The organism is Heyndrickxia oleronia (genome assembly GCF_017809215.1).
Lineage (GTDB): Bacteria > Bacillota > Bacilli > Bacillales > Bacillaceae_C > Heyndrickxia > Heyndrickxia oleronia.
In genome coordinates this window covers 3,522,799-3,548,904 of sequence record NZ_CP065424.1, presented here as the reverse complement: position 1 = coordinate 3,548,904, position 26,106 = coordinate 3,522,799, and the positions used below count along the sequence as shown (strand labels likewise).

Annotated in this window: 24 protein-coding genes and 2 pseudogenes; 20 read left to right on the top strand and 6 right to left on the bottom strand. The window is 34.6% G+C overall.

Going from position 1 to position 26,106, the window contains the following annotated elements; translation table 11 throughout:
• The first annotated feature begins 93 nt into the window (after nt 1-93).
• Both I5818_RS17695 and I5818_RS26300 read left to right on the top strand, forming a co-directional pair.
• A complete protein-coding gene (locus I5818_RS17695; RefSeq protein ID WP_169846871.1) occupies nt 94-231 on the top strand; it encodes a hypothetical protein in 138 nt (45 codons plus the stop codon).
• A 2-nt stretch (nt 232-233) separates the two neighbouring features.
• The gene (locus I5818_RS26300) at nt 234-359 is read left to right on the top strand and encodes a hypothetical protein (protein WP_260838806.1); all 126 of its coding nucleotides are present in this window, start codon (nt 234-236) and stop codon (nt 357-359) included.
• Here the strand turns inward: I5818_RS26300 and I5818_RS17690 are convergent.
• Together I5818_RS17690 and I5818_RS17685 are read right to left on the bottom strand one after the other, a co-directional pair.
• Nucleotides 356-1,879, bottom strand: coding sequence for a recombinase family protein (locus I5818_RS17690; RefSeq protein ID WP_071976826.1), 1,524 nt, complete (start codon nt 1,877-1,879; stop codon nt 356-358). The two genes, I5818_RS26300 and I5818_RS17690, sit on opposite strands and share 4 nt — an antisense overlap.
• Before the next feature lie 53 nt (nt 1,880-1,932).
• A pseudogene (locus I5818_RS17685) lies at nt 1,933-2,424 on the bottom strand (hypothetical protein); the annotation flags it as partial.
• Between the two features lie 231 nt (nt 2,425-2,655).
• Between I5818_RS17685 and liaF the strand changes: the two are divergent.
• The 3 genes from liaF to I5818_RS17670 are packed head-to-tail and all read left to right on the top strand — an operon-like array spanning nt 2,656 to nt 5,154.
• Nucleotides 2,656-3,435: a cell wall-active antibiotics response protein LiaF gene (liaF, locus tag I5818_RS17680; protein WP_158022227.1), complete on the top strand. Its 780-nt coding sequence runs from the start codon at nt 2,656-2,658 to the stop codon at nt 3,433-3,435.
• Between the two features lie 18 nt (nt 3,436-3,453).
• Nucleotides 3,454-4,479 carry a sensor histidine kinase gene (locus tag I5818_RS17675; protein WP_071976828.1) on the top strand — a complete coding sequence of 342 codons (1,026 nt, stop codon included), beginning with the start codon at nt 3,454-3,456 and terminating at the stop codon, nt 4,477-4,479.
• Nucleotides 4,480-4,512: 33 nt separating this feature from the next.
• Complete coding sequence (locus tag I5818_RS17670) at nt 4,513-5,154, top strand: response regulator transcription factor (RefSeq protein WP_058004752.1); 642 nt, start codon at nt 4,513-4,515, stop codon at nt 5,152-5,154.
• Between the two features lie 12 nt (nt 5,155-5,166).
• Here the strand turns inward: I5818_RS17670 and I5818_RS17665 are convergent, their stop codons facing one another.
• Complete coding sequence (locus I5818_RS17665) at nt 5,167-5,610, bottom strand: antibiotic biosynthesis monooxygenase family protein (protein ID WP_169846872.1); 444 nt, start codon at nt 5,608-5,610, stop codon at nt 5,167-5,169.
• A gap of 485 nt (nt 5,611-6,095) precedes the next feature.
• Here I5818_RS17665 and hemE point away from each other — a divergent pair, with 485 nt between their 5' ends.
• From hemE to I5818_RS17640, 5 genes are all read left to right on the top strand, one after another.
• Nucleotides 6,096-7,142 carry a uroporphyrinogen decarboxylase gene (hemE, locus tag I5818_RS17660; RefSeq protein ID WP_078109534.1) on the top strand — a complete coding sequence of 349 codons (1,047 nt, stop codon included), beginning with the start codon at nt 6,096-6,098 and terminating at the stop codon, nt 7,140-7,142.
• Nucleotides 7,143-7,158: 16 nt separating this feature from the next.
• The gene (hemH, locus tag I5818_RS17655; RefSeq protein ID WP_058004755.1) at nt 7,159-8,085 is read left to right on the top strand and encodes a ferrochelatase; all 927 of its coding nucleotides are present in this window, start codon (nt 7,159-7,161) and stop codon (nt 8,083-8,085) included.
• A gap of 193 nt (nt 8,086-8,278) precedes the next feature.
• The gene (hemY, locus tag I5818_RS17650; protein WP_078109535.1) at nt 8,279-9,679 is read left to right on the top strand and encodes a protoporphyrinogen oxidase; all 1,401 of its coding nucleotides are present in this window, start codon (nt 8,279-8,281) and stop codon (nt 9,677-9,679) included.
• A gap of 310 nt (nt 9,680-9,989) precedes the next feature.
• Entirely contained in the window at nt 9,990-10,565 is a 576-nt protein-coding gene (locus I5818_RS17645; RefSeq protein WP_058004757.1) for a TetR/AcrR family transcriptional regulator, read from the top strand.
• 68 nt (nt 10,566-10,633) lie between these two features.
• A complete protein-coding gene (locus I5818_RS17640) occupies nt 10,634-13,009 on the top strand; it encodes a YhgE/Pip domain-containing protein (protein ID WP_078110686.1) in 2,376 nt (791 codons plus the stop codon).
• Nucleotides 13,010-13,113: 104 nt separating this feature from the next.
• On the opposite strand, the gene I5818_RS17635 is transcribed toward I5818_RS17640, so the two are convergent.
• Entirely contained in the window at nt 13,114-13,689 is a 576-nt protein-coding gene (locus I5818_RS17635) for an SCO family protein (protein WP_058004759.1), read from the bottom strand.
• Nucleotides 13,690-13,912: 223 nt separating this feature from the next.
• On the opposite strand from I5818_RS17635, the gene I5818_RS17630 reads away from it, so the two are divergent.
• The 8 genes and pseudogenes from I5818_RS17630 to I5818_RS17595 all read left to right on the top strand — a co-directional run bounded on the left by I5818_RS17630 (nt 13,913) and on the right by I5818_RS17595 (nt 22,325).
• Nucleotides 13,913-14,665, top strand: a complete 753-nt coding sequence (locus I5818_RS17630) for a FixH family protein (RefSeq protein WP_058004760.1) — start codon at nt 13,913-13,915, stop codon at nt 14,663-14,665.
• A 322-nt stretch (nt 14,666-14,987) separates the two neighbouring features.
• Complete coding sequence (locus tag I5818_RS17625; protein WP_058004761.1) at nt 14,988-15,731, top strand: MBL fold metallo-hydrolase; 744 nt, start codon at nt 14,988-14,990, stop codon at nt 15,729-15,731.
• Nucleotides 15,732-15,758: 27 nt separating this feature from the next.
• Complete coding sequence (locus tag I5818_RS17620; protein ID WP_058004762.1) at nt 15,759-16,748, top strand: lipoate--protein ligase; 990 nt, start codon at nt 15,759-15,761, stop codon at nt 16,746-16,748.
• 222 nt (nt 16,749-16,970) lie between these two features.
• Complete coding sequence (locus I5818_RS17615) at nt 16,971-18,515, top strand: fatty acid--CoA ligase family protein (RefSeq protein ID WP_078110685.1); 1,545 nt, start codon at nt 16,971-16,973, stop codon at nt 18,513-18,515.
• 173 nt (nt 18,516-18,688) lie between these two features.
• Nucleotides 18,689-19,465 (top strand): enoyl-CoA hydratase-related protein, encoded by a 777-nt coding sequence (locus I5818_RS17610; protein ID WP_071976832.1) that lies wholly within the window; start codon nt 18,689-18,691, stop codon nt 19,463-19,465.
• Nucleotides 19,466-19,754: 289 nt separating this feature from the next.
• A pseudogene (locus I5818_RS17605) lies at nt 19,755-20,104 on the top strand (AzlD domain-containing protein).
• Nucleotides 20,105-20,143: 39 nt separating this feature from the next.
• Entirely contained in the window at nt 20,144-20,788 is a 645-nt protein-coding gene (locus tag I5818_RS17600; RefSeq protein WP_058004765.1) for a GDSL-type esterase/lipase family protein, read from the top strand.
• Nucleotides 20,789-21,062: 274 nt separating this feature from the next.
• The gene (locus tag I5818_RS17595; protein WP_139254926.1) at nt 21,063-22,325 is read left to right on the top strand and encodes a M48 family metallopeptidase; all 1,263 of its coding nucleotides are present in this window, start codon (nt 21,063-21,065) and stop codon (nt 22,323-22,325) included.
• Between the two features lie 48 nt (nt 22,326-22,373).
• On the opposite strand, the gene I5818_RS17590 is transcribed toward I5818_RS17595, so the two are convergent.
• Nucleotides 22,374-22,610, bottom strand: a complete 237-nt coding sequence (locus tag I5818_RS17590; RefSeq protein ID WP_058004766.1) for an IDEAL domain-containing protein — start codon at nt 22,608-22,610, stop codon at nt 22,374-22,376.
• Nucleotides 22,611-22,798: 188 nt separating this feature from the next.
• On the opposite strand from I5818_RS17590, the gene I5818_RS17585 reads away from it, so the two are divergent.
• Nucleotides 22,799-23,371, top strand: a complete 573-nt coding sequence (locus tag I5818_RS17585) for a competence protein ComK (protein ID WP_058004767.1) — start codon at nt 22,799-22,801, stop codon at nt 23,369-23,371.
• A 56-nt stretch (nt 23,372-23,427) separates the two neighbouring features.
• Here I5818_RS17585 and I5818_RS17580 read toward each other — a convergent pair whose 3' ends face one another.
• Nucleotides 23,428-23,790 (bottom strand): YhjD family protein, encoded by a 363-nt coding sequence (locus I5818_RS17580; RefSeq protein ID WP_058004768.1) that lies wholly within the window; start codon nt 23,788-23,790, stop codon nt 23,428-23,430.
• Nucleotides 23,791-24,026: 236 nt separating this feature from the next.
• Between I5818_RS17580 and I5818_RS17575 the strand changes: the two genes are divergently transcribed.
• A complete protein-coding gene (locus tag I5818_RS17575; RefSeq protein ID WP_058004769.1) occupies nt 24,027-26,015 on the top strand; it encodes a S9 family peptidase in 1,989 nt (662 codons plus the stop codon).
• The last annotated feature ends 91 nt before the right edge of the window (nt 26,016-26,106 follow it).

Genomic DNA, 26,106 nt, shown 5'->3' with positions numbered 1-26,106 from the left:
GCTTTATAAAACATGGACTGAAAATTTATGTCCTAAAATGCTTTTTAATTGCAAGTGCCTTTCTGAAAAGACAAATTCAGTGAGGTGCTAACAATGGGGAAAACAACAACTAAGAAAAGAAAACCTATAACCGTTTCAGTAACAGTAAGTAAGGAAACGGAAAGTAATGATGGATTTTTAAGTAACCAAAATAATCAAATTGAATATTATGGCTTACATGGGGTGATGTGATTATGAAAACTAAACGTACACCTAAAGTAACCATAATCAAAGCCGCTAATCCTAACTATAAACAAGTAGCCGAAGCAATCGTGAAATTATCACAATCTAATATAGAAACAAACAAAGACGCTTCCTAATGATGGGAAACGTCTTTTTCTTTTAGTCTTATTTCAAATTCATCTGCTGTATTCACTAATTCAAGGCTTTCAAACAGTAATCTGTATATCCTATTCTGATCTTCAATACTTTCGTTTTCAATGTTACCTAGTAAGTCAATGGCATTTTGAATAACTGTACTTCTATCATAATCATTCAAACTAGCCAGCAGTCTTTCGTTATCCTCTAGTTTCACATTCAATTCTTTTGTATCCTTTTCTAATGGCGGTACTAAATCTACATAGTCTGATTCAGATAAAATTCCTTTGATTAAATAACTTTTAGCGTTTTGAATTTCTGTTTGTATTTCAGCTAAACGGCTTTTAATGTCCTTTATTTGATTCATAACGCTGATTTTCTTATCATTAGTGGTATCTATATCCACGCTTTTTATTTCTTCTCTTAATGCTTCCTTATAGCTTTCAATAGCATTGTAGAAGTGGGGAAGTAATTCATTTAAAGAAATTGACTTATTAGGACACTTCTTTTCGTTATATTCACCTATAACCTTCTGACACTTTCCAATCTGATAAGATGTTACCCCTTCTTTATTAGTCCATGATTTATGAAGGGGAAGTCTATTTCCACATATACCACATACAACTAACCTATCCAGTACAGTATTTATTTTAGTGTAACGGATTCCTTGTGGATTCCTACTTCGTGACTTAATCATATTTTGCACTTCTTGAAATTCCTCTATCGTTAATAAGGGTTGATGTGTATCACGCCTTATAATATCTTCATCAAACATTTTACTGTAATAATGGCTTTCACCTAAATACACTCGATTAGCTAACATTCTTGTAATTGTACCAACGTCTTTCCATTTCTTACCTGACTTTGTAGTATAGCCTAGTTGATTAAGTTGTCCAATGATTTCAGCTATTACATAGCCTTCAAGAACCTTGTCCACAATAAACCTGAACGTCTTACTTTCAATAGGGTGGGGTATCAGTTCATCCTTATCTTTAAAGTAACCAAATGGTGGCTTATTAACATATTTACCTTCCTTAGCACTTGCAAGTACCTTCACATTCATCCTATATGCAAAGTTTTCAAGTTCTTGCTGGTTCATAGCACCACGAATGATATTAGGTAGAAACTGATTTCTATCGTTAGGAAATATGTAACCTTCACGTAATGAAAGGATAACTATATCAGTGCCTTTCAATTCTTCATATACATTTGTTTGTTCATTTACTGAACGATATAGTCTTGATTCTTCTGTAACAATGATTAAATCATGCTTTCCTTCTAAACACGCTTTTAGCATTTTTTTATATTCTTTTCTGGTTAGGTCTGTGGACTTTGCTACATAATCATTATAGATAACATAATCATTCCAGCCCTGTTCCTCGCAGAAGTTAGTAAGTTGTTTTAAATGACTTTCAATTGTTTCAATTTCAGTTTTACCACTAGCCTTTTTGGACTTCCTCAAATACAATGCTTTAGGCTTATCAGAAGGCTTATAGTCAGCTTGTGAGAACGGTTTATACAATGTGTTTCACTCCTGAAAGTATGATATTTATTTACTTTATAATAACATACTTTTTCTCCTGATAACGCGACTCCGTGTCCAAATAGATTCATAGCTACCGCAACGCCAATGGCAGGTAAACCTACTCTAAGAGCAACAGGGAGAAGAACAGCACCCATTAGAGCGACAGCTGGAGATGGCCAGAAGAATAATGAGATAACCATCATTAATAGACCGATCGTCCAGTAAGCAAGGGTGGGGGTTTTAATCAACTTAGCAAATGGGGAAATCATCACATCGTTTATGCCTGTTTCAAGTAAGCTTTTACTCATTGATACGATGATTGAAATAATGAGAATGATAGATAAAAGCTGAGTTATAGCATAAATGAAACTATTAAAGACACTGCTTATTGATGTGGTAAGTGATCCAGTAGCAGTTAAAGCAATGAAAAAGATTCCTAGTATACAGATGATGGTTGTATCACGTTTAAGTACCATGAAAAGGATTATAAGGGTTATAAATACGATATAGATCCAATGAATAAGGGTTAAGTCAACAGCCATAATATCATCCTCTCTACAATTTAGGCGATCACCTATTTTAATAAAATATGTAACAACGAAAAATGAGTGAAAGATTAAGGAAAAAAATCAGTCTCAAGACGGAGGAGGAGTCAAGCGGCTGCACCTTTTTATAAAAAGATTAGAAAAGTATAATTTTCATATGAAATGAAGGGAAAATACGTATTTTTCTCGAATTACTACTATGGAAATATAATAAGGCGGGGAATGGACATGTTATTTGCGGTTGTTTTACTTGTTGTAGGAATTGCTCTTCTTTTGATGAATATTGGTGTCATTTCCTTGGAAATAAAAGAGTTTTTTGTCATGTTTTTTCCGATATTATTTATTATTATTGGAATGATGTACTTGTTTAAAAGTATTCGTAATCGTTCATCAAGTTCCTTTTTTTTAAGCTTGTTTTGGCTGCCATATGGAGTTTTGTTGATACTAGGCCAGCAAGAAATGATTTCGTTTTCTTATGGTGATTGGTGGAAGCTTTGGCCTATCCTTCTTATATATTTAGCAATGGATAAGCTTTTATTTAAAGGCAGAAAAAGGATGACTGTGAAATATGAATCAGATGACCATAATGTGCGTGTTTATAATATCGATTTGAAGAACATCGAGAAAAACATCGGAAAAAACATCAAAAAAAATTTTTCAACATCAGATGTCCATTTTAATGAGCAAAATTGGCCATTAAAGCCTATGGATATCCATACGACAATTGGCGACTTTTACTTTGATTTTAGTAAGGCGTTTATACCTGATGAAGAGACAAAGGTGAGAATTAAAAGTAGGATTGGCGATGTGAAAATGTTAATTCCTGAGGAAATTCCTATTAAAATCGAGGCCAAAACAAAAGTAGGAGATATTCGTCTATTTGATATTGATTCTTCCGAAACCAAGCAGAATATTTATTTCGAATCTCCAAATTATGAGGAAGAAGAGAAAAAAATTGATATTACCATCGAAATTGGGATTGGCTCGATACGGATTGATAGGGTATAGAAAGGAAGGCAAACTTTGATGAAAGTACAAAGTATTCGATTTCGTTTTATCAGGGATTTTCTGATAATGGCTTTGATGGGCGGATTAATTTACTTCGTTTTTCTGCAGTTTTTTTTGTTTAAGTATGGGGATCAAGTATTAAATACAAAAAATATTTTAGTGTTAACATTTTTTTTATTAATCGTATATTTTATATTAAGTATTTATTTTGGTTACCGAAATGGGCGGGTTATTTCTAAAAGATTAGACGAAGTTCTTTCCTTTGTATCTATATTACGGAGCGGGAAATACTCTGCAAGAGCCATAGAAATAGAAAAGGATGAAATAGGATTAATTTTTGAGGAAATGAATCAATTAGCTATGTTTCTTCAAGATCAAGTACGATCATTGCAGAGATTGGCTGATGAGAAAACAGAATTAGCGAACCAAGCTCACCATGCAGCTGTTATTGAAGAACGCCAAAGACTAGCGAGAGATCTCCATGATTCGGTTAGTCAACAGCTGTTCGCATTAGGAATGATATCTTCAGCGGCACTAAGAACCGTACAAAGTGACCCTAACCAAACAAAGGTCATGCTCGAACAGATTGCTAATATCTCGGCAAAAGCCCAAGGAGAAATGCGTGCATTATTATTACATTTAAGACCGATAGATTTAAAAGGGGATACACTCAATGAGGGGTTAAACAAGCTAATTCATGAGCTAAAAGAAAAGACTAACTTGGATATTGAATGTCAACTTGAACATTTTGATACTCCTTCAAAAGCAATCGAAGATCATATCTTTCGAATTGTTCAAGAAGCTCTTTCGAATATACTTCGTCATTCACAAGCAACGAAGGTAAGAATTACATTGGAAACCATTAAAGATCAAATCCACTTATACATAAGTGATAATGGAAAAGGGTTTAAAGTAGAAAGAAATTTAATGACATCATACGGCTTACAAACAATGAGAGAACGATGTGAAGAACTAGGCGGTGTTTTCCAAATTCGTTCAATGGAAGAAGAAGGGACATATATAAATATAAGGATTCCACTATAGATAATGTCAGGGAGAGAAGAAAGGGAGAATACGATGGATAGAGTAAAGGTTATGATTGTTGATGACCATGAAATGGTAAGGCTCGGGATTCGCTCGTATTTGTTGACAGAGGAAAAAATAGATCTTGTTGCTGAAGCCGGTTCAGGTAAGGAAGCGGTTCAATTGGCAAAAGAAAATCAACCACATGTCATATTAATGGATCTGTTAATGGAAAATGGAACGGGCATTGATGCCACGAAGGAGATTATGCAATTTCTGCCTAATTGTAAAATCATTATCTTAACGAGTTACTATGATGATGAGCAAGTTTTCCCAGCTATAGAAGCAGGGGTCCACAGTTATATATTGAAAACATCAAGGGCTGAGGAGGTAACTGAGGCTATTTATAAGGCAGTAAGAGGAGAATCGGTAATTGAACCAAAGGTAGCGAATAAAATGATGAATCGCTTTAGGCCACAAGAGAAAAAACCTCATGAAGATTTAACAGAAAGAGAAATAGATGTTTTAAAATGTTTAGGAGAAGGAATGACGAATCAAGAAATTAGTGAGTATTTATTTATAGGTGTCAAAACAGTGAAAACACATGTCAGTAATATTTTAGGAAAGCTGGGTGTATCTGATCGAACCCAGGCAGCCATTTATGCTAATAGGCAAAATATTACTTTAGCTAAATAATAATGCCCCACTTTATTGTGGGGCATTATTATTTTCTTTTGATGGAATGGTGTATTCCGTTTCATACGCTCCACCATTAAAAAGTTGATTACTGGATAGGGGGTTTTCAGTTGGAAAACTGTCGATAATGGTTTGATAGCCATTCGATCCCTTCCAGTGTTTGAAGTAGGACTCGTCCGTCCATAATGTTAAAAGAATATACGTATCACCTTTTTTAGGCTTTAAAAAGCGATAAGCGATGAAACCAGGGGCGTCCTTTATAGATTGTATTTGTTTTGCAAAATTAAACTCAAATACAGGCTTTCCTTCATCACTTATGGGGATATTAAAAAGATTCACCATTCCTTTATTTTCTAATTCACCACTTTGACTAATGACTTCGTATTTTCTAGGAGAACCAAATACAGATTTTTTTTGCGTTTCATGAATTAAGACCGAAGTTTGGGTATTTTGCATTAATATCATGGTCTCCTGGGGATATTTATTCAGGATTTTTTCTAAAAATTCATATGTCCCTGAAGTAATGTAAAAATTCATTAAAACCACCTCTTTAATAGAAGATAATCTAATTTAGAATATTTTGTAAAGTCCCTATGAATAGCTAACCTTATTATATCTATTTATTTGTTGTTATTCGTTGAAAATTATTTTAAATGAATATTTTCTTCTATAATATATGTTCCACAATTAGGCTTTATCTAAACTTTGACGATTTTGAGGCAAGAAAAAGGGAGAATTTATGACATTTCGAGTATCAAACTATACTTTAATGATGAAAAAGTCTATAGTGAAATCAGAATTGCTGGGACAGTGGACCTGACCCTCTTGTCCCGCAAGTAATAGAGAAGACAAATCATAAATTTTTTCTTTTAAAATCTTTTATTATACAATAATTAGGTGAAAAACAAGGGAAAATGAGTTGAAAGGTGGACATAAAATATATGAGTAAAATGACCAATGATACCCTTTTGAGAGCTGCAAAAGGGGAAGAGACTGGCCACGTTCCAGTATGGTTTATGCGCCAAGCCGGGCGATCCCAACCGGAATATCGTGCATTAAAGGAAAAATATTCTCTTTTTGAGATTACTCATCAACCAGAACTATGTGCATATGTTACACGATTACCAGTGGAACAATATGATGTTGATGCAGCCATACTATATAAAGATATTATGTCACCACTTCCGGCAATTGGAGTGGATGTTGAAATTCAATCTGGAATCGGTCCAGTTATAAATAATCCGATTCAATCCTTAGCAGATGTGGAGAAACTTGGGGAAATCACTCCTGAAGAAGATGTTCCATATGTTTTGGATACAATAAAACTACTAACACAAGAGCAGTTAACTGTTCCGTTAATTGGCTTTGCAGGTGCTCCGTTTACTGTCTCTAGCTATATGATCGAAGGAAGACCTTCTAAGGACTATAAAAAAACGAAAGCATTTATGTATTCTGAGCCTAAGGCATGGTTTGCATTAATGGATAAGCTTGCAAATATGACAGTTACATACTTAAAAGCTCAGATTAAAGCAGGAGCAAGTGCCATTCAAATATTTGATTCTTGGGTCGGTGCTTTAAATGTAGAGGACTACCGTTACTATATCAAGCCAGTGATGGAAAAAATCTTCTCTGAACTTAGAAACGAAAATGTTCCTATGATTATGTTCGGTGTTGGAGCTAGTCATTTAGCAAATGAGTGGCATGATTTACCATTAGATGTTGTTGGTTTAGATTGGAGACTTCCGATCCGTGAAGCAAGACAAAAGGGGATAACGAAATCTGTTATGGGAAATCTAGACCCAGCTCTTTTACTTGCACCATGGGATGTCCTTCAAGAAAAAACAAAAGCGATTCTTGATCAAGGAATGGACAAGCCAGGATATATATTTAACTTAGGACATGGGGTATTTCCGCAAGTAGATCCAGATACCTTAAAACGTTTAACATCATTTATTCATGAATACAGTGCAACCAAATTACAAAAATAGAAAAGAGGTTTAACCAATGACAAAGAAGAAAATGGGACTTCTAGTCATGGCATATGGTACGCCATATAAGGAAGAAGATATTGAAAGATATTACACACATATTAGACATGGACGTAAACCATCGGAAGAAATGCTTGAAGATTTACGAAGCCGATATAAAGCAATTGGAGGTATTTCTCCACTAGCGAAAATTACTGAGGAACAAGCATATAAACTCCAAGATCACTTAAATGAAATTCAAAATGATGTGGAATTTAAAGCATATATTGGCTTAAAGCATATTGAACCTTTTATTGAGGATGCAGTTGAGCAAATGCATAAGGATGGTATCGAAGAAGCCATTTCGCTTGTACTTGCTCCACATTATTCAACATTTAGTGTGAAATCCTATAATTCACGTGCTAAAGAAACAGCTGAAAAATTAGGTGGACCAGTGATTAAATCAGTAGAAAGCTGGTATAAAGAACCGAAATTTATTGACTACTGGGTAGAAAAATTAAATGAAACTTATGCAAGTATGAGTGAAGAAGAACGGAATGCATCATGTTTAATTGTATCTGCACATAGTCTACCAGAGAAAATTTTACAATTTGGAGATCCATATCCAGAGCAATTAAAAGAAACAGCTGATTTAATTGCCAGTAAAACGGGAATTACAGAGTATGCGATTGGATGGCAAAGTGCCGGGAATACTCCAGATCCTTGGCTAGGGCCAGATGTACAAGATTTAACTCGTGATTTATATCAGCAAAAAGGGTATAAGGCATTTGTTTATGTACCAGTAGGTTTTGTAGCGGAACATCTAGAGGTTCTATATGATAATGATTATGAATGCAAAGTAGTAACCGAGGAAGTTGGGGCAAGTTACTATCGCCCACCAATGCCTAATGCACAACCGAAGTTTATTGACGCTCTAGCATCAGTAGTGCTAGAAAAATTATAAATATTTAATAAAGACTGACCCATAGGCGTTTACAAATACCTATGGGTCAGTCTTGTAAAAAGGAAAAGGGAACAACGAAAATTTATACTTATAGATAAATAATATGAAATCAGCATAGCTTTGCTAATTCTGCATGATTCGTCTGGCTAAATTAATAGAGCCATAGAGATAAAGCCAAAGAAGGTGATCCACTGTGGGAAGCGAAAAGCAAAAAGTGGTTATTATCGGTGGTGGGATAACAGGTTTAACATCTGCTTATTACTTACAGGATATAATAAAGAAGGAACACTTGCCATTAGAAATAAAACTAATTGAAGCAAATAGAAGATTAGGGGGGAAAATTCAAACCCTTCGAAGAGATGGATATATGGTAGAAAAAGGCCCTGATTCTTTTTTAGCAAGAAAAACAAGTGCTGTCCAACTAGCAGAAAAAGTTGGCATAAAAAATGAACTAATTCGTAATACTACTAGAAATTCCTATGTATTAGCTAAAAATAAACTCTTTTCCGTACCAGATGGAGCCGTGTTAGGTATTCCAACAAATATAAAGCCTTTCATATTTAGTGGTTTGTTTTCTGTAATGGGCAAATTACGAGCCTCCGCAGATTTAATTATTCCTCGTTCAAAGGTTCAGACTGATGTATCATTAGGGAGTTTCTTTCGTCGTAGATTTGGTGATGAAATGGTCGAAAATTTAATAGAACCATTATTATCTGGTATATATGCAGGTGATATTGACCAACTAAGCCTTCGGTCTACTTTTCCACAATTTTATGAAGCAGAGAGAAAACATCGCAGTTTAATGATAGGGACTAGAAAGGCATCAATAAATAGCGGAACAGAAGGATTTATTACGTTCAAGAATGGTTTAGAGTCACTAGTAACAGCATTGGAAAATAACCTAGATTCTAGTTCTATCTTAAAAGGTGTGCGTGTGGAAAGGATAGAAAAAGATAGAAATGAATTTTATATTGAATTAAATAATGGTGAACGTTTAAATGCTGTTAGTGTTATTGCTGCACTCCCACATTATTTATTACCTACTATTTTTTCCAAATATGAATTCTTTAGATTTTTAAGTAACATCCCAGCTACTTCGGTCGCTACTGTTTCTATGGCATTTTCTGAGCAGGCTGTTAAAAAACCGATTAATGGATCGGGCTTTGTAGTTTCAAGAAATAGCGACTACTCAATTAATGCATGTACATTAACCCATAAGAAGTGGCCACATACTGCACCGAAAGGGAAGGTGTTGTTACGGAGTCACATAGGTAGGGTGGGAGATGAAACAGTTGTTGGTCTATCCGATACCGAAATTGAGCAAGTAGTATATGAAGATCTACAAAGATTATTAGAAATTACTGAAAAACCGGATTTTACGATTATTTCTAGATGGAATAAGGCTATGCCACAGTATACGATTGGCCATAAAGACAGAGTGGACCAATTGAATGAAAAAATATCTAGAAATCTATCTGGTTTGTTTATTGCAGGTAGCTCATTTAATGGGATAGGCATACCAGATTGTATTGATCAAGGCGAAAGAGCTGCAGGGGATGTTATACGTTATTTAAGATCTTTTTGTGAAAATTAGGCTCTTTTCTTAAACATTATTGCGATTTAGGTAAAGTTCTAACTAATAAATATAGGTTGGAGACCGTCCCCTCCCTTCAATCCAGCAGAGAAAAGAGCTACAAATTTCATAAAGAACCTTTGAATCTTTTTAAGGTGTAAAAGCAAGTAATAGGACTTTTATACATGCAACAAGCTATAAAAAACAGCTAAAAATAAAAAATGATAAAAAATTCTTGTTCAGAATTATGCTTTATGATATATTGGTTCTTGTAAACTTTTTGACTGTTTTCCTCATTTGGTCATTTATGAGGAACTAGAGGTGAAAATCATTGGCGATTGACCGTAAACAATTAATCATTGATGCAGCTACGAAATCATTTTCATTATTTGGCTACAAGGCTACGACGATGGATCAGGTTGCGAAGCTCGCAAATGTTGGCAAAGGAACAATCTATACCTTTTTTAAAAATAAGGAAGAGCTTTTTGATGAAATTGTAACAACTCTAATTATGGAAATGAAAGACTCAGCAGAAGAAATTTTAGATGAAAGTCTTTCTTTCTCAGAGAATCTTCATAATGTTCTTTTTAAGATATTAGAGTTTCGTAAAGAGCATCAATTAACGATTAAGCTTTTCCAAGAAGAAAGGGATATGGGTACTCCAGCAGTTTCAGAAGTGATTCAAAAAGTAGAAACGGTAACTTTAAATTATATTAAGGGGATCATTCAAGATGCAATAGACAAAGGTGATATCAAACAATGTGATCCAGAAGTTGCTGCCTTTATTATGCTAAAGTTATATATTTCTTTAATCTTCGATTGGGAAAAAAATCATGCTCCACTCGAAAAGGAAGAAATAGCAGATCTTTTTGAAATATATTTATTCCAGGGATTGTCAATTAGATAATCCTCATATTTTGGATTAAAATGACCAATTGAACAATTCAGTCAATTTAGTAGAAGGAGAGTAATAACATGAAAGGCTCATTATTTTTCGCTGAATTAAAGGGAATTGTTCGCCACCCAATGTCCTTAATTCAAATAGTCGCGATCATATTGGTTCCTATTCTTTATGCAGGGATGTTTATCTGGGCATTTTGGGATCCATATGGTCAATTAGAAAAATTGCCAGTTGCGGTTGTCAATCATGATCAAGGAGCTGCAATGGATGAAGAAAAACTAGAGATAGGGGACAAATTAGTAGAAAATCTAAAAGAGAAAAAAGATATGGATTTTCATTTTGTCAAAAAAGACGAAGCTTATAAGGGATTAAATGACCAAAAGTATTATATGGTGATTGAAATTCCTAAAGATTTCTCGAAAAATGCAACAACCTTACTCGACAAAAATCCAAAACATCTTCAATTGAAATATGTACAAAATCAGGGAGCAAACTATACGACATCAAAAATTGGTGAGTCAGCAATGACAAAAATCAAAGATGCTGTATCGAAAGAAGTTTCTGAAACATATTCGGAAGAAATGTTTAAAGCAATAAAGAAAATGGGTGACGGATTTACTACAGCGAGTGATGGTGCATCTGAATTAAATGATGGTGCAATTAAATTAGGTGACGGCTCAAAAGAAATCAAGGAAAATCTTGAGTTACTGGCTTCAAGTGCGATCGAGTTTAAGGATGGTGTAGTAACCGCACAAACAGGAGCTGGCGAACTGTCTAAAGGTTCTCATGATCTTGCTGATGGTTTAAATCAATTAAATGATGGTGGTCAGCAATTATATGATGCTTCAAAAGATATGCAAAGTGGTACAAATCAGCTTACTAATGGTATTCAACAGTCAAAACAAGCTTTGGGGCAATTAAATCAAGGAATGCCTGAATTAGTCAATGGAACCAAAAAAGTACAAGGTGGATTAGAACAATTTAAAACAGAGCTTCCACCAACCATCGCCAAAGCATTTTCATCACAATTAGCTTCAAGCGCAAAGAGCTTAAATGATGGGATGAACCAATTACAAACTCAATTAGAAACACAACTTTCATCTCAAATTTCTAATCAAGTAGTGCAACAGCAGAAAAAGCAAATGGAACAGCTATTCTCCTCACTTGAAGGAAAAGTGGATGAAAATGTGTTAACTCAATTGAAGGCTCAGATGACTGCTAATGCAGATTCACAAGCTAAAGAATTGGAAAATCAACTATCTTCAGGGATTCATCAAGGAATGGATCAAGGATTTAACGCATTTAAGTCTCAGGTTAATGAGCAAATGACAGGAAACCCTGATCAAATTGAACAACAAATTAAAAGTCAAACAGATCCTACATTTGATCAACTCATTACTGGTATTTCAACGATTAATGATAATCAAGTAAAAGTACAGAATGGGATTGAACAACTGGCGAAAGGCTCAACACTGTTAAGTGATGGGGCTGCTAAGCTTCAAGCAGGTCAAAATCAATATATTGATAGTTTAGGATTATTTACAAGTAAAATTGGTGATGCTGCTCAAGGAGCAAACAAAGTATCAGATGGAGCAAATTCATTGAATAGTGGCTTAGGTCAATTAGCTGATGGATCTGCTAAAATAGCTGATGGCACACATCAATTGGCAGACGGTTCAAAAGAATTACATGATGGTGCAAATAAGCTACAAGATGGTACGAAGGAAATGAAAGATAAATTAGCAGATGCATCCAAAGATGCGAATGAAGTACAAGGATCGAAGAAGCAATATGATATGATGAGTGATCCTATTAATCTAAATAAAGAGGCAAAGAACAAAGTTCCTAACTATGGAACTGGATTAACTCCTTATTTCTTATCTCTTGGATTATTTGTCGGTGGATTACTATTAACTGTTATTTATCAAGTTCGTGAACCAGCAACAGAGCCTAAAAACGGATTCTCATGGTTCTTGGGCAAATATGGAATTATGGCAGGCGTAGGGATCTTACAGTCGCTTATAGCTGTTTGGATTATTATTAGCTGGGTAGGAGTAGAGGTAACAAATATTCCGTTATTTATTGTGGCAGCGATCGTAACCAGTCTAACCTATATGGCGTTAATACAGTTTTTTGTTGCTACTCTTGATAATCCAGGACGTTATATTGCGATTATAATCTTAATTCTACAATTAACTTCAAGTGCTGGAACATTCCCACTAGAATTACTTCCAAAATTCCTACAAGGAGTACATCAAGCATTACCGATGACATACTCATTGCAGGCATTTAAAGATGTTGTTTCAAATGGAGATTATTCTAGCATGTGGCATAATTTAGGGGTTTTAGCTATTTATATGATTAGCTTCTTAGTATTGTCGCTTGGATATTTTATTATCAAATCGAAGAAAAACCATAAAAATTCAATGAATGAAGAAGTAACAGCATAAAAAAACGGGAGCATGTGAGGTGCATCTCAAAAGATAAGTTTTTACACTTTTACTTTTGGGATGTATCACAAAGTCTCCCGTTTTTATTTTTGTGCAATTTACAATTAGCGTAAAGCCTTTACGTCTTTTACAATTTCACTTAGTGGAAAACCATCCTGCGTAGAATAATCCTTGACTAATTCACCATCTTTATTCATTAAGAAAAATTTTGTATCATGAATAACCTGTGTGTCATTATCTGGTTTTTTCACCAATGCCTGAAAATTGTCTTTTGCAAATGACTCAATATCTTCTTGTGAATAACCAGTTAAGAGATGCCAAGTGGAAAAGTCGGCATTGAATTTCGCTGCATAATCCTTCATTGCCTGTGGTGTATCAATTTCAGGATCAACACTAAAGGAAACAAACTTCACATCGTCATATCCTTTATCTTTAATTTCCTTTTGTAGGTCACTCATATTTTTCGTCAATTGTGGACAAACTGTTGCACAACTTGTAAACATGAAATCTGCAACCCAGACACTTCCTTTTAGATCTTTAAGTCCAAACTTTTTATTGTCTTGATCTGTAAAGGTAAAGTCATTAAGTTTATCTCCGCTTTTTTTAACATTAGAACATGCACTAAGTAAAATTAATAGTATGGCAGTCATCAAAATAAATGATATTCGAAAACGTTTCAATCGGATCCCTCCAATTCTAGAAATTTTTTATTCTTTACCCATTATAAATGATATTGGTAGTAATATAATAAATTTCAGCACTTTTCGTAAAAAGTACATATTTAACATATATAATTAACAAATTCTTATCACATTTTTGTCAAGACTTATTAACAATTAATGAGCACTTAGCCGTTCACCAGGTGTTATGATAGGTTAGAAATATTTTCGAGGAGGAGCTAGAATGAAAAAGTTATTTTTCACTGCATTACTTATCTCTGCACTAGCTATTTTTATTGTTGGATGTGGAAATTCAGATAATAAAAATGGTCAAGAAAAAACGACGATGGAACCACTCGAAGTAGAGCTGAATGTACAGGAAAAAGCTAAAGTGAATGAAACGATTCAATTAAGTTCTTTAGTAACCCAAGGGAAAGAAAAAGTATCCGACGCATCAGAAGTCAAATATGAAGTTTGGGAAGATGGAGCAAAGGATACGACTAGTAAAATGTTAAACGCTAAAAATAAAAAGAATGGTACATACACTTCTGAAGTTGCATTTGATCATGATGGGGTATTTAATGTTCAAGTTCATGTTACTGCGAGGGATATGCATGTAATGCCTAAAAAGACGGTCATTGTTGGTAGTCCGGATCCTTCAAATGCAACATCTTCTACTGATAAGAAGGAGCATGATTCTGAAAACTCAGTTGTTATGCATTTTATGAGCCCTGATCATGCAAAAGCCGGAGAAGCAGCTAATTTTACCATTCACATGACCAAACATAATGAGCTACTTACTGGTGCACAGGTCCAAATTGAGGCATGGATGAAGGGTGACGAAAAGCCTGAGTGGATAAAATTGGAGGACGCTGGAAAAGGTGAATACAAAGGCACTCATCAATTTGATAGAGCTGGAGACTATCAGCTAAAGGTACATGTAGAAAATAACCAAGGTTTACATGAACACCAAGATTTTGATTTTGTAGTGAAATAGTAAGTATTTTAGCGGTTCTCATTTGGAACCGTTTTTTTTATTTAACCTTTATTTTTTATAAGGTTCTTTTTTAATTGTAATGTAGAAAGCTTCAATCAATAAAGAAGACTATCAGATCCCTTCCTTTCACAAAAGAAAAGATCTATAACCTTCATAACTAACAGCAGGAAGCATTAATTAGATGTAAAAGTCCGCGGCAGTGCATTTATAGAAGCAATAAACTGTACGAAAACTAGGCTATTAATAATGCTAAAATGGTAAAAATGAAGTATAGTGAAATAGATAATAATTATCTATTGGATTATAATTAGGAGTGGAATAAATGAAGCTAACAGTTATTGGCCCATGGGGTGGATATCCAAAGGTAAACGGAGCAAGTGCAGGTTATTTACTAGAACATAATGGTTTTCATCTTTTAGTAGACTGTGGAAGCGCTGTACTCTCAAAGCTACAACAATACATAGAACCTGAACATTTAGATGCTGCCATTATTTCTCATTATCATCCTGATCATATTGCAGATATAGGTGTGTTACAGCATGCACTTATTATCGGTAAATATATGAATAAAGAAATCCGAACATTGCCGATCTATGGGCATAATGAGGACAATGCAGGATTTCAATCGTTATTTTTTGATGATGTGACTAAGGGAATGGCATATGACGAAGATCAAGAACTACAAATTGGTCCTTTTACTATTTCCTTTCTAAGAACGAAGCATCCTGTTCCATGCTTTGCCATGAGAATAGAAGCAGATGATCAAGTATTTGTATTTACAGCTGATTCATCTTATATGAAATCCTTTGTTTCATTTGCACAAAATGCTGATATTCTGCTTTGTGAGAGTAATTTTTATGGAAATATGGATGGATCTGGTGCCGGACATATGACAAGCTATGAGGCTGGGGAAATAGCACAGGCAGCCCAGGTTAAACAGCTTGTTCTCACTCATCTTCCTCAATATGGCGATCTAAATCAATTAAAGCAAGAAGCTGCTGAAAAGTATTCTGGCTATATACAACTTGCTACTGAAGGGCTAATAATAGATTTAACAAAGAACTGAAGACACAGGGATATAGGAGGAAAAAGCATGTTATTTATCGACAATAATGGAATTACCGATCCACAAATAAACCTAGCTATCGAGGAATATGCTCTCAATAACCTAGATATAAATGAAACCTATCTATTATTTTATATTAATCAGCCATCCATTATTATTGGGCGTAACCAAAATACAATTGAAGAAATTAACACTGAGTATGTAGACAAAAATAATATTATCGTTGTTCGTCGACTTTCTGGTGGTGGAGCTGTTTATCATGATTTAGGAAATCTTAATTTTAGCTTCATTACAAAGGATGATGGGGAAAGCTTTCATAACTTTATGAAATTTACTGCTCCAGTTATTGAAGCTTTGAAAAAACTTGGTGTAAATGCAGAATTAAGTGGACGAAATGATATCCAAGTAGGAGAACGGAAAATCTCTGGAAATGCACAGTTCTCAACAAAAGGAAGAATGTTTAGTCACGGTACGTTAATGTTCGATTCCGAAATTGAGAACGTAGTGTCAGCTTTACGAGTGAAAAAGGATAAGATCCAATCTAAAGGCATTAAATCCATTAGGAGTCGTGTAGCAAATATCTCTGAATTTCTTGAAGAAAAATTAACAATGGAAGAATTCCGTCAATTAATTTTAAGTAATATTTTCGGTGGAAGCGAAAATATAAAAGAATATAAATTAACGGATGAAGATTGGAAGAATATTCATAAGTTATCTGAGGAGCGTTACCAAAATTGGGATTGGAACTATGGCAAATCTCCAAAATTTAATTTACAGCATAATCATCGTTTCCCAGTTGGTGGAATTGATGTACGCTTAGAAGTAAATAAGGGCATGATTGAGAATTGCAAAATTTATGGGGACTTCTTTGGTATTGGTGATGTATGTGATATTGAAAATAAACTAATAGGAATTCGTTATGAACGCTCTGAGATTGAAAGAGCACTAGAAGACATAGATGTAAAACATTATTTCGGAAACATAACAAAGGAAGAATTAGTTCAATTGATTTACTAGTTTCATTTCTAAAAATTAGTATTTATTACAAGACAAATTGCGAAAAGAGTGTAATATTTAAAGGTCTAACTGATACGTATCAGTTAGACCTTTTTCGTTGGTTTACAGACAATATAATTCCTATAGAGAAACTAGGTAGAGCTTGAATCTTAAATATTTCTTCTATATAATATATTTAGAAAATTAAAATGAATGATTATTCATTCAGAAAGGGGAGGGAGTATGAATTTATCTTCACACTTAAAGAACACAGCGAAAGTAAATGCAGATAAAACTGCCTATTACTTTATGGATCAAAAAGTTTCCTATGCTGAATTTGATGGGGCAGTAACAAGATTTGCAAGTGGTTTAAAGCAATTAGGGGTAAAAAAGGGAGATCATATCGCATTACTTCTTGGAAATTCTCCTCACTTTGTCATCTCGTTGTATGGAGCAATGCGTTTAGGGGCAACGGTCATTCCAATTAATCCAATCTATACTCCAGATGAAATAGGCTACATATTAAATAATGGGGATGTTAAGGTGATTATTGCCTTAGATTTACTTCTCCCTTTAGCAGAAAAGATGGAAGCTTTACTTCCAAAAGTAGAAAGTTATATCATTTGTGAATCTAATCCTTTGAATAAAGTAGATGTATCCACAAATGAGAAAATGAAATCGTTTTCAGATGTTATTGCCTCTGGTAATCTTGCTTTTGACGAGCCTGAATTGTTTGAGGATGATGTTGCTGTCATTCTATATACTTCAGGGACAACGGGTCGACCTAAGGGAGCCATGTTAACTCATAAAAATCTCTATTCAAATGCAAAAGATATTGGTGAATATTTGAAAATGAATCATTTAGATAAAGTGATGACTGTCTTACCAATGTTTCATGTTTTTAGTCTTACGGTAGTCGTAAATGCACCATTAATTAGTGGATCAACAATCATTATTGTACCGAAATTTAGTCCAAAAGAAATTTTTCGTTTAGCAAAAAAATATGAAGTCACCGTTTTTGCAGGTGTCCCAACTATGTATAATTTTCTCTACCAATATCCTGATGGGGATCCAAATGATTTCTCGACATTCCGACTTTGTATTTCGGGAGGCTCCTCATTACCAGTTGCTTTATTAAAGAACTTCGAAAAGAAATTTAACGTTCTTATTTCTGAAGGCTATGGACTATCTGAAGCATCTCCAGTCACATGCTTTAACCCTTTAGATCGTCCGAGAAAACCGGGATCAATCGGTACTTCCATTCTCAATGTGGAAAATAAAATTGTAAATGAACTTGGTGAGGAACTTCCAGAAGGACAAGTGGGGGAACTTGTTGTACGTGGACCAAATGTAATGAAAGGCTATTATAAAATGCCAGAAGAAACTGCTGCAGCACTCCGTGATGGCTGGTTGTACACAGGTGATTTAGCGCGCGTGGACGGAGAGGGCTATTTCTATATTGTGGATCGTAAAAAAGATATGGTCATAGTGGGTGGATTTAATGTTTATCCAAGAGAAGTTGAAGAAGTCTTGTATGAACATCCAGAGGTAGTAGAAGCAGCAGTTATCGGTGCCCCTGATCCAGAACAGGGAGAAGTGGTAAAATGCTTTGTTGTGCCGAAAAACGAAAGCCTTACAGAAGCTGAATTAATGGAATATTGCAGGGAGCATCTAGCAAAATATAAACTTCCAAAAACGATTGAATTTCTTGAGGAACTTCCCAAAAATACAACTGGAAAAATATTAAGAAAAGCGTTAAAGGAACAAGTTTTACAGAAACAAAATTAGTAATAAAAATGCAGGCTCCGGTCTGCATTTTTTTAAGTATTTTATTTTGCTTTTTGTTAATCTATACAAATGGAAAAATTCCATTGAATTTTATTAGAAAATTTAGATTATTTTACCCTAGGAGGTTTTCTTCATTATTTGTTGAAATTAGTTAGGGAACAGGGGGGATATGAATGGAAAATATTGTGGTTGACGTAAAAAATTACGTAGCCAATGTCACGATTAATCGTGAAGAGGCCATGAATGCATTTAATTATGAAACACTTTGTGACCTTGCAAAAGAGGTGGAATTATTAAGAACGAATCCTAATGTACGTGTTGTAATTTTTCAAGGAGCAGGAGAAAGGGCGTTTAGTGTAGGTGCTGATCTAAAGGAGCGGAAATCCTTATCCGAGCAGGAAGTACGTAGGAATGTATATAAAATTGGTGAAGTATTTGCTGCGATTGAGAAGCTGCCTCAACCAACTATTGCTGCAATGAATGGTTACGCTTTTGGTGGAGGAATGGAACTTGCTCTTTCCTGTGATTTTCGAGTTGCTGTAATAGATGCAGTAATGGGTTTGACAGAAACGAGCTTGGCCATTATTCCAGGTGCTGGGGGTACGCAACGTTTGCCACGCTTAATTGGTGAAGCAAAAGCAATGGAATTAATTTTAACTGCTAAAAGAATGACAGCTGAGGAAGCGTTGCAATATGGAGTAGTTACAAAAGTAGTAAAGCGGGATACTTTCATGAATGAAGTAAATGAATTAGCTAATCGAATATTAGCAAATGGTCCTATTGCTGTTCAGCAGGCAAAATTTGCAATTAAAAATGGAATGAACGCAGATTTACATACAGGATTGGAAATAGAACGCAAAGCATATGAACTAACCATTCCTACTGAAGATCGTGTGGAAGCACTTCAAGCATTCGCGGAGAAAAGAAAACCGAATTTCCGTGGAAGATAATAGAGGTTAAAAAGCTTTCTACCTATCATAAGTCTGATCTCACAAAATACTGTATCTAATGTAAAGATATGTTACTTTACGTGATACTGCATAGTGGGGTCAGACCTCTTTATTTTTGGCTGTTTTCGTATAGTTTGAACATTGTATATTTAGCCGTACTTGCAGCATTCTTTAATAGTATTTTTATACTTATGACTCTAGTGGAGGATATTTGGTCAATTGTTTTATCACACTGTTATCAACCGTACTTGTAGAATGCATTAAAAAGAAAGAGGGGAGGAGTTGCAGGATGACGAATAGTATTATTTGGTCCATTATTGGGATGGCGATTGTTACTTATATTCCGAGAAGCTTCCCCTCGTATTATTTCGTGGTATAACCTTCCCTCCCTTTCTGGAAGAGGTTTAAAAAAATGTCCCCTTTGCAAAATTAGGTGCGTTAATTTTCCCGAATGTTCTTTTTATTCAACAAAACATCTGGTTTGGAGTGATAGGGGGAGTGGTTGCATTTGCACTTGCCTTTTTCGGTGCGAATGTCATTGTTGTTTTCCTCGGTTCAATTGGTGTACTCAGTATTTATTCTATTTTACTAGGATTTGTTTTTGAAAAACAAATCCCCATTTCTGATCCTTACGAATAAATATATGGATATGAAATAAAATTTTATGAGGGTGAAGAAATGGAGAAAAGGCATATAAACTATTGTGGTTTAGGGGATTCTTTAACTGTAGGTGTGGGTTCAAACATTTTTGAAAAGGGCTTTATAGGAAAATATCTATTTTTAACACGAAAGGCCCTCAATCAGCCTATTGCTCCTGCTGTATTTGCAAGGGTTGGTGCAACTACAGGAGATATATTGAAAAGCTTCGAGCATCCTTTAGTCTGTAAGACGATAAAAGAAGCAGAAATCATTACAATTACTGCCGGAGGAAATGATTTAATTGATGCAGCAGAGCAGTTTCTACAAGACAAAAAAGAAGAGGATTTCTTTATTGCGCTAGAAAATGGCAAAAAAAATTTATCGAATATCATTCAACAAATAATGACCTTCAAAAGAGAAGCAGAGCCTTATATCATTCGTATGATTAATCTCTATAACCCCTTCCCAGAACTAAAAGGTTCTGATAAATGGGTAGAAGCCTTTAATCATGATATTGAAAGACTGGCAAACCCGCCTGGTATTAGGGTTGCAGATATTCATGATCTATTTCTAGGAAAAGAAAAGGAACTATTAGCGAATGACCATGTACACCCAAATACTAAAGGGTATCATCTTATCGCAGAATCTTTGCATCAGTTGGGATATGAGCCATTATTATCTTGAGAAGAATGCCGGTTCTCCTTTGCAAGGAAACCGGTTTTTAGGTGAGTTACTGATTTATAATGAATTTTAAAATGATGTCGTGGTATAGTTCTAGCTTATGACTACGTCTTTTCCCGATGGTAAGTCAATCCGTCATCCCTACGTTGAAGATTACAAATATATAGGTCTATGAGCATGTGCATTGCATTTAAAAAATATAAACTTTAGTAAAGATGGGTATATTTTTATTATGACAAAACTACATTTATAAAAGGACAAGAGGGGAGGAGATCAATTGTTAAGAAAATGGACATTTCGTGCAGTGATAGCATATTTGCTTTTTGGACTAGCTATGTATGTTTATCTTTTTTACATTGCACAGGCAGCGGTACCAGACTCACTTAAAGGGACGAGTGTAGATCCAGCAACTTTTTTGAATTATAGGGAATTAATGCTAAGTGAGGAATACTCAAAAATCAGGAACTTATTATTTTTTCTGTCTACCCCCTATGAATGGTTATTTTATTTTCTTATTCTAATCTTTGGAATATCCAAAGGGATGGAAAAATGGGCAAAAAACACATCAAAGTTTCATGTGATTCAAACAGCTGTTTATCTATTTTTGCTTTCTGTCATCTCTTTTATTGCCACTTTTCCATTAAGTTATATTTCCTATCGTTTTTCAAAAGCTTATCATATCTCTACACAGAATTTTTCATTATGGATGAAAGATGAAGTGATTGATTTTTGGGTAGGCTTTATTGAAATGTTTATTATTGTTGTGGTTCTATACTGGTTGATGAAACGATTTAAAAAGAGATGGTGGCTACCTGCATGGCTTCTGTCCATTCCATTTATGGTTTTTATGATGTTTATTCAACCAGTTGTTATTGACCCTTTATATAATGACTTCTATCCCTTGAAAAATAAGGAATTAGAAACAAAGATTCTCGCATTAGCAGAAAAAGCCAATATCCCGGCTGAACATGTGTACGAAGTGAATATGTCTGAAAAGACCAATTCTCTAAATGCCTATGTAACTGGTATAGGTTCTAATGCGAGAATTGTATTATGGGATACAACTTTGGAACAACTGAATGAGGAAGAAATTCTCTTTATTATGGCACATGAAATGGGTCATTATGTTGAAAAGCATATTTATTTTGGTATTGCGGGTTATATACTATTAACTGGTATAGGTTTATGGCTAGCCTCTCATATCATGAGCTGGTGGTTAAGAAAACATGGAAAGGATTTAAAAGTAACTGGAATTTCTCAATTAAGTTCTTTACCATTATTTTTATTAATTACATCTATGCTACTATTTGTAGCAAGTCCAATGACTAATTGGGTATCGCGGTATGAGGAAATGCGTGCAGATCGTTATGGAATGGAAATGACAAGAAATAAGGAAGCGGCAATTCAAACCTTTCATGATTTAACGAAATCTGGGCTTAGCCAGGTTAATCCACCACTATTAGTAAAAATTTTTCGTTATGATCATCCAACGATGTTAGAACGAATCCGTATGGTTGAAGACTTTGAAACAAGTAAGTAAGGAAAGCCCCCTTTAGTAAAGGGGGCTTTCAGCCTGTATAATACGTACTTAAGATCCAAATTGTTTTTCTAACTCTATTAATTCATCGGTTAAAAGAGAAAATGCTTTTATGTCTCTTCTATCAAGGGCAGAGTCAATCTTTTTCCTTATTTGCTCTTTCCGTTTTGTTAATAACAGTTCTTGTAAAATCATTTCAGCATAAATTTCTACCATGAAATTTTCATTTTTTATTTGTGTCATCGCATATGCCTTAACTAAATCTGTGTAGGACTTTCTATTTTCCATCGATGATCACCTCTATGCTTTTTCTTAGTATATAGAATATTGATTGAAAAATCAATAAATAATCCTAATTTTCAGAAATGGACACTTGAGAATTTTTTAACTTTTTTGAAAATAATATGACAAAATTGGAAATCTATGTTATTATTTGGGTGTATTTACACAAAAAATGTTGAAAAGGAGAGAAAAAAATGCATGAAAAAGAACGGATCATAGAGGAATATGAGATTTCTCCGTATACAATGGCGATTTTTCCGATGCTTTATGGTTCAAAGGTTTATTCGGAGATATTGGAAGTGGAAAATCAATTTATTTCTCCTTTTAAGCCGTTAGATATTGTGAAAAAGAGTTGTCAATATTTTGGCGCATCATATGAAGGACGTAAGAGAGGAACTCAGTATTTAATTGGCGTTACACACAAATCACCTATTATCGTCGACCCATTTACTTCGATATTTTTACTCCCAACTACATCACCGATTAATCCCGATTGTATCTGGATTTCACATGATCATGTATCCCAACATGATAAATCACCTTCCGGGAACACGTTAGTCACCTTTCGAAATAAACAAACAATAGAAATCCCTATATCAAGAAGTTCTTTTGTCAACCAATTACAGCGGACAGCACAGTTGCGGATGCGCTTTTATCAAAATATGGAGAATATAGAGAGTAAGTATAAGAAATCGGGCTTTTATTTACACATGGAAGCTTCTGAAAGAAAAAGGGAATATGATATTAAACGATATATTGAAGATTAACCAATGATAATGGTAAAAAGTGAGGCTGGTCAAAAACATAAGATACCAGCCTCGTTTCAATTGGCCCCTTTTTGAAATAAATAATACCTCAATAATTCTTCAGAGCGGTTACGTAACCTCGGATTAAAATAATTATGATGCTCCTCATAACCTTTGTATAAAAACAGATACATAGTAAAGGTGTCATCTGATTTTAACTTCTCCACTTTTATTTGATGTTGCTTCATATAACGTTTGATGCTTGATAGTTCTTTTTGGATAGATTTCATTGTTTCCTCTATCCATTCAAGATACGGTTTCTTTAGTTTAAACGGACTGTTTTCAATAATTTTTAAATCACGGTTTAAGATTGTGAGTAACATTGGCAAATAGATTGCCTGCTCAATAATATGATGGTCTTTTTCAGGTATCTTTGTCATTTCTATCCCTCTTTTCGAATTTAAAGGAACATATGTTCGTAAAATATTTTACCTGCAATAGAAAATCATTTCAAGTTAATTCTTTCGATTAGTTTCTCCAATTGTTTTATCTATCGACATATACAAGATGAGAAAAAAATAAAAAAATTGCAGGTATATTGTTTTGGGTGTCGAAATAAATAAAGTAAATAATCTTATTTGCTTAAAAGGCAAAGTTAAAATGGAAGGTGATTAAAGTGGCTAAAAAAGTTGGTATCCAAACAGAGGACTTATACGAATTAAAATCAGTTGTTGATCCACAACTTTCTCCAAACGGTAAAGAGGTTGTTTATGTACAAACTCATATCGATAAGGAAAAAAATGATTATGTTTCCAATTTATATTTTATGAATATAGATGACAATGATCCAAAACAGTGGACCTATGGTAATCACAGAACCAATTCACCTAAGTGGTCACCAGATGGTAGTGAGCTTGCTTTTGTTTCAAATCGAGAAGGGAGCCCACAAATTTATGTTCTTTCTAAATTTGGTGGTGAGGCAAAACAAGTGACCTTTTGTAAAAACGGTGCTCGAAATCCAGTATGGTCTCCGTGTGGTAAGAAATTAGCCTTTTCAGTAGTAATTGGTAAAGATGAATCGATTCACGATCGGAAAGAAGGGGAGAAGGAAAAGGAAAAAGAACTGAAGCCTCTTGAAGTTGAAAAAATGAAGTATAAATCCGATGCCAGCGGCTTTTTAGATCTCACTCAGCATTCCCAAATTGGAGTGATTGATTTAAAGACGGGTGAGATGGAACAATTAACAACAGGTGACCATCATTATTCATTGGAAACATGGTCCCCAGACGGAAAGTATATTACGTATATTGCTGATTTATCTGAGGATCGTGATACATCATTCAAATCAGATGTTTATTTATTAAATGTTGAAACAAAAGAGTCCATTCTTGTTACAAAAGGAACAGGAGGATTTTGGCAGACTTCATGGTCTCCGAATAGTCGCTATTTAACATTTCTTGGAAGTGAGCAAGAATTTAAAAATGCAACACATAGTAAGGTATGGTTATATGACTTAGAGCAGAAGGAACTTATTTGTTTAACAGATGGGATCGATGCGCCTGTTGGTGACTATGTTGTCGGTGATTTTCAACAAGGAGCAAATATACCAGGAGTACAGTGGGCGGAGGATAATAAAAGCTTTTACTTTATTGTTTCTGATCACGGTAGCACCATTATTTACTATGGAAATGTACTAGGTGAAGTGTATCCAGCATTACATGAACCACAGCATGTGTACGGTTTCTCTTTAAATCCAAAGGATCATACTGCAGTAGTTGCAATCAGTTCACCAGTAGAACCCGGTGAATTGCATACTGTTAATTTACAGAATGCTGAAAAGAAACAAATAACGTTTGTGAATAAGGAGTTTTTGGAAACTAGGGAACTGTCTAATGTAGAAACAGTGGAATTTGAAAGTGAAGAAGGCTGGAAAGTACATGGATGGCTAATGAAACCAGTTGGTTTTGAAGTAGGTAAAAAGTATCCATTGATTTTAGAAATTCATGGTGGACCACATACTATGTATGCCAATACGTATTTTAATGAATTTCAGATCCTAGCAGCTCAAGGATTTGCTGTTCTCTATGTAAATCCTCGCGGAAGTCATGGATATGGACAAAAATTTGTTGATGCTGTACGGGGAGATTATGGCGGAAACGATTATAAGGATTTAATGAATGCAGTCGATTATGTTCTTGAACAATATGATTTTATTGATAAAGAGAGATTAGGAGTGACTGGTGGAAGCTATGGAGGCTTTATGACAAACTGGATTGTAGGGCAGACAAATCGTTTTAAAGCAGCTGTCACCCAGCGCTCGATCTCGAATTGGATTAGCTTTTACGGTGTTAGTGACATCGGTTACTATTTCTCTGAGTGGCAAATTCTTGCTGATTTAAGTGATATCGAAAAACTATGGAAGCATTCACCACTTGCATATGCAAAAAATATCGAAACACCATTATTAATTCTCCATAGTGAAAAAGATTATCGTTGCCCAATTGAACAAGCAGAACAATTATTTATAGCGTTAAAGCGTCAACAAAAACAAACGAAGTTTATTCGCTTCCCTGAATCAAATCATGAATTATCACGAAGTGGAAAGCCGAACTTACGAATGAAACGTTTAGATTATATTAAGGATTGGTTTTTACAATACGTATAAATCATCTCGAAAAAAAACCACAAAATGTGGTTTTTTTCGTATGTATGTAAAATAGGAAGACTTTATACTAATACTTCTTTACAGGGAAGTG

Excerpts from the sequence above, each read along its gene's own strand:
- I5818_RS17695 (WP_169846871.1), top strand. The coding sequence starts at position 94 with ATGGGGAAAACAACAACTAAGAAAAGAAAACCTATAACCGTTTCAGTA.
- I5818_RS26300 (WP_260838806.1), top strand. The coding sequence starts at position 234 with ATGAAAACTAAACGTACACCTAAAGTAACCATAATCAAAGCCGCTAAT.
- liaF (WP_158022227.1), top strand. The coding sequence starts at position 2,656 with ATGTTATTTGCGGTTGTTTTACTTGTTGTAGGAATTGCTCTTCTTTTG.
- I5818_RS17675 (WP_071976828.1), top strand. The coding sequence starts at position 3,454 with ATGAAAGTACAAAGTATTCGATTTCGTTTTATCAGGGATTTTCTGATA.
- I5818_RS17670 (WP_058004752.1), top strand. The coding sequence starts at position 4,513 with ATGGATAGAGTAAAGGTTATGATTGTTGATGACCATGAAATGGTAAGG.
- I5818_RS17665 (WP_169846872.1), bottom strand. The coding sequence starts at position 5,610 with ATGCAAAATACCCAAACTTCGGTCTTAATTCATGAAACGCAAAAAAAA.
- hemE (WP_078109534.1), top strand. The coding sequence starts at position 6,096 with ATGAGTAAAATGACCAATGATACCCTTTTGAGAGCTGCAAAAGGGGAA.
- hemH (WP_058004755.1), top strand. The coding sequence starts at position 7,159 with ATGACAAAGAAGAAAATGGGACTTCTAGTCATGGCATATGGTACGCCA.
- I5818_RS17640 (WP_078110686.1), top strand. The coding sequence starts at position 10,634 with ATGAAAGGCTCATTATTTTTCGCTGAATTAAAGGGAATTGTTCGCCAC.
- I5818_RS17630 (WP_058004760.1), top strand. The coding sequence starts at position 13,913 with ATGAAAAAGTTATTTTTCACTGCATTACTTATCTCTGCACTAGCTATT.
- I5818_RS17625 (WP_058004761.1), top strand. The coding sequence starts at position 14,988 with ATGAAGCTAACAGTTATTGGCCCATGGGGTGGATATCCAAAGGTAAAC.
- I5818_RS17620 (WP_058004762.1), top strand. The coding sequence starts at position 15,759 with ATGTTATTTATCGACAATAATGGAATTACCGATCCACAAATAAACCTA.
- I5818_RS17615 (WP_078110685.1), top strand. The coding sequence starts at position 16,971 with ATGAATTTATCTTCACACTTAAAGAACACAGCGAAAGTAAATGCAGAT.
- I5818_RS17610 (WP_071976832.1), top strand. The coding sequence starts at position 18,689 with ATGGAAAATATTGTGGTTGACGTAAAAAATTACGTAGCCAATGTCACG.
- I5818_RS17600 (WP_058004765.1), top strand. The coding sequence starts at position 20,144 with ATGGAGAAAAGGCATATAAACTATTGTGGTTTAGGGGATTCTTTAACT.
- I5818_RS17590 (WP_058004766.1), bottom strand. The coding sequence starts at position 22,610 with ATGGAAAATAGAAAGTCCTACACAGATTTAGTTAAGGCATATGCGATG.
- I5818_RS17585 (WP_058004767.1), top strand. The coding sequence starts at position 22,799 with ATGCATGAAAAAGAACGGATCATAGAGGAATATGAGATTTCTCCGTAT.
- I5818_RS17580 (WP_058004768.1), bottom strand. The coding sequence starts at position 23,790 with ATGACAAAGATACCTGAAAAAGACCATCATATTATTGAGCAGGCAATC.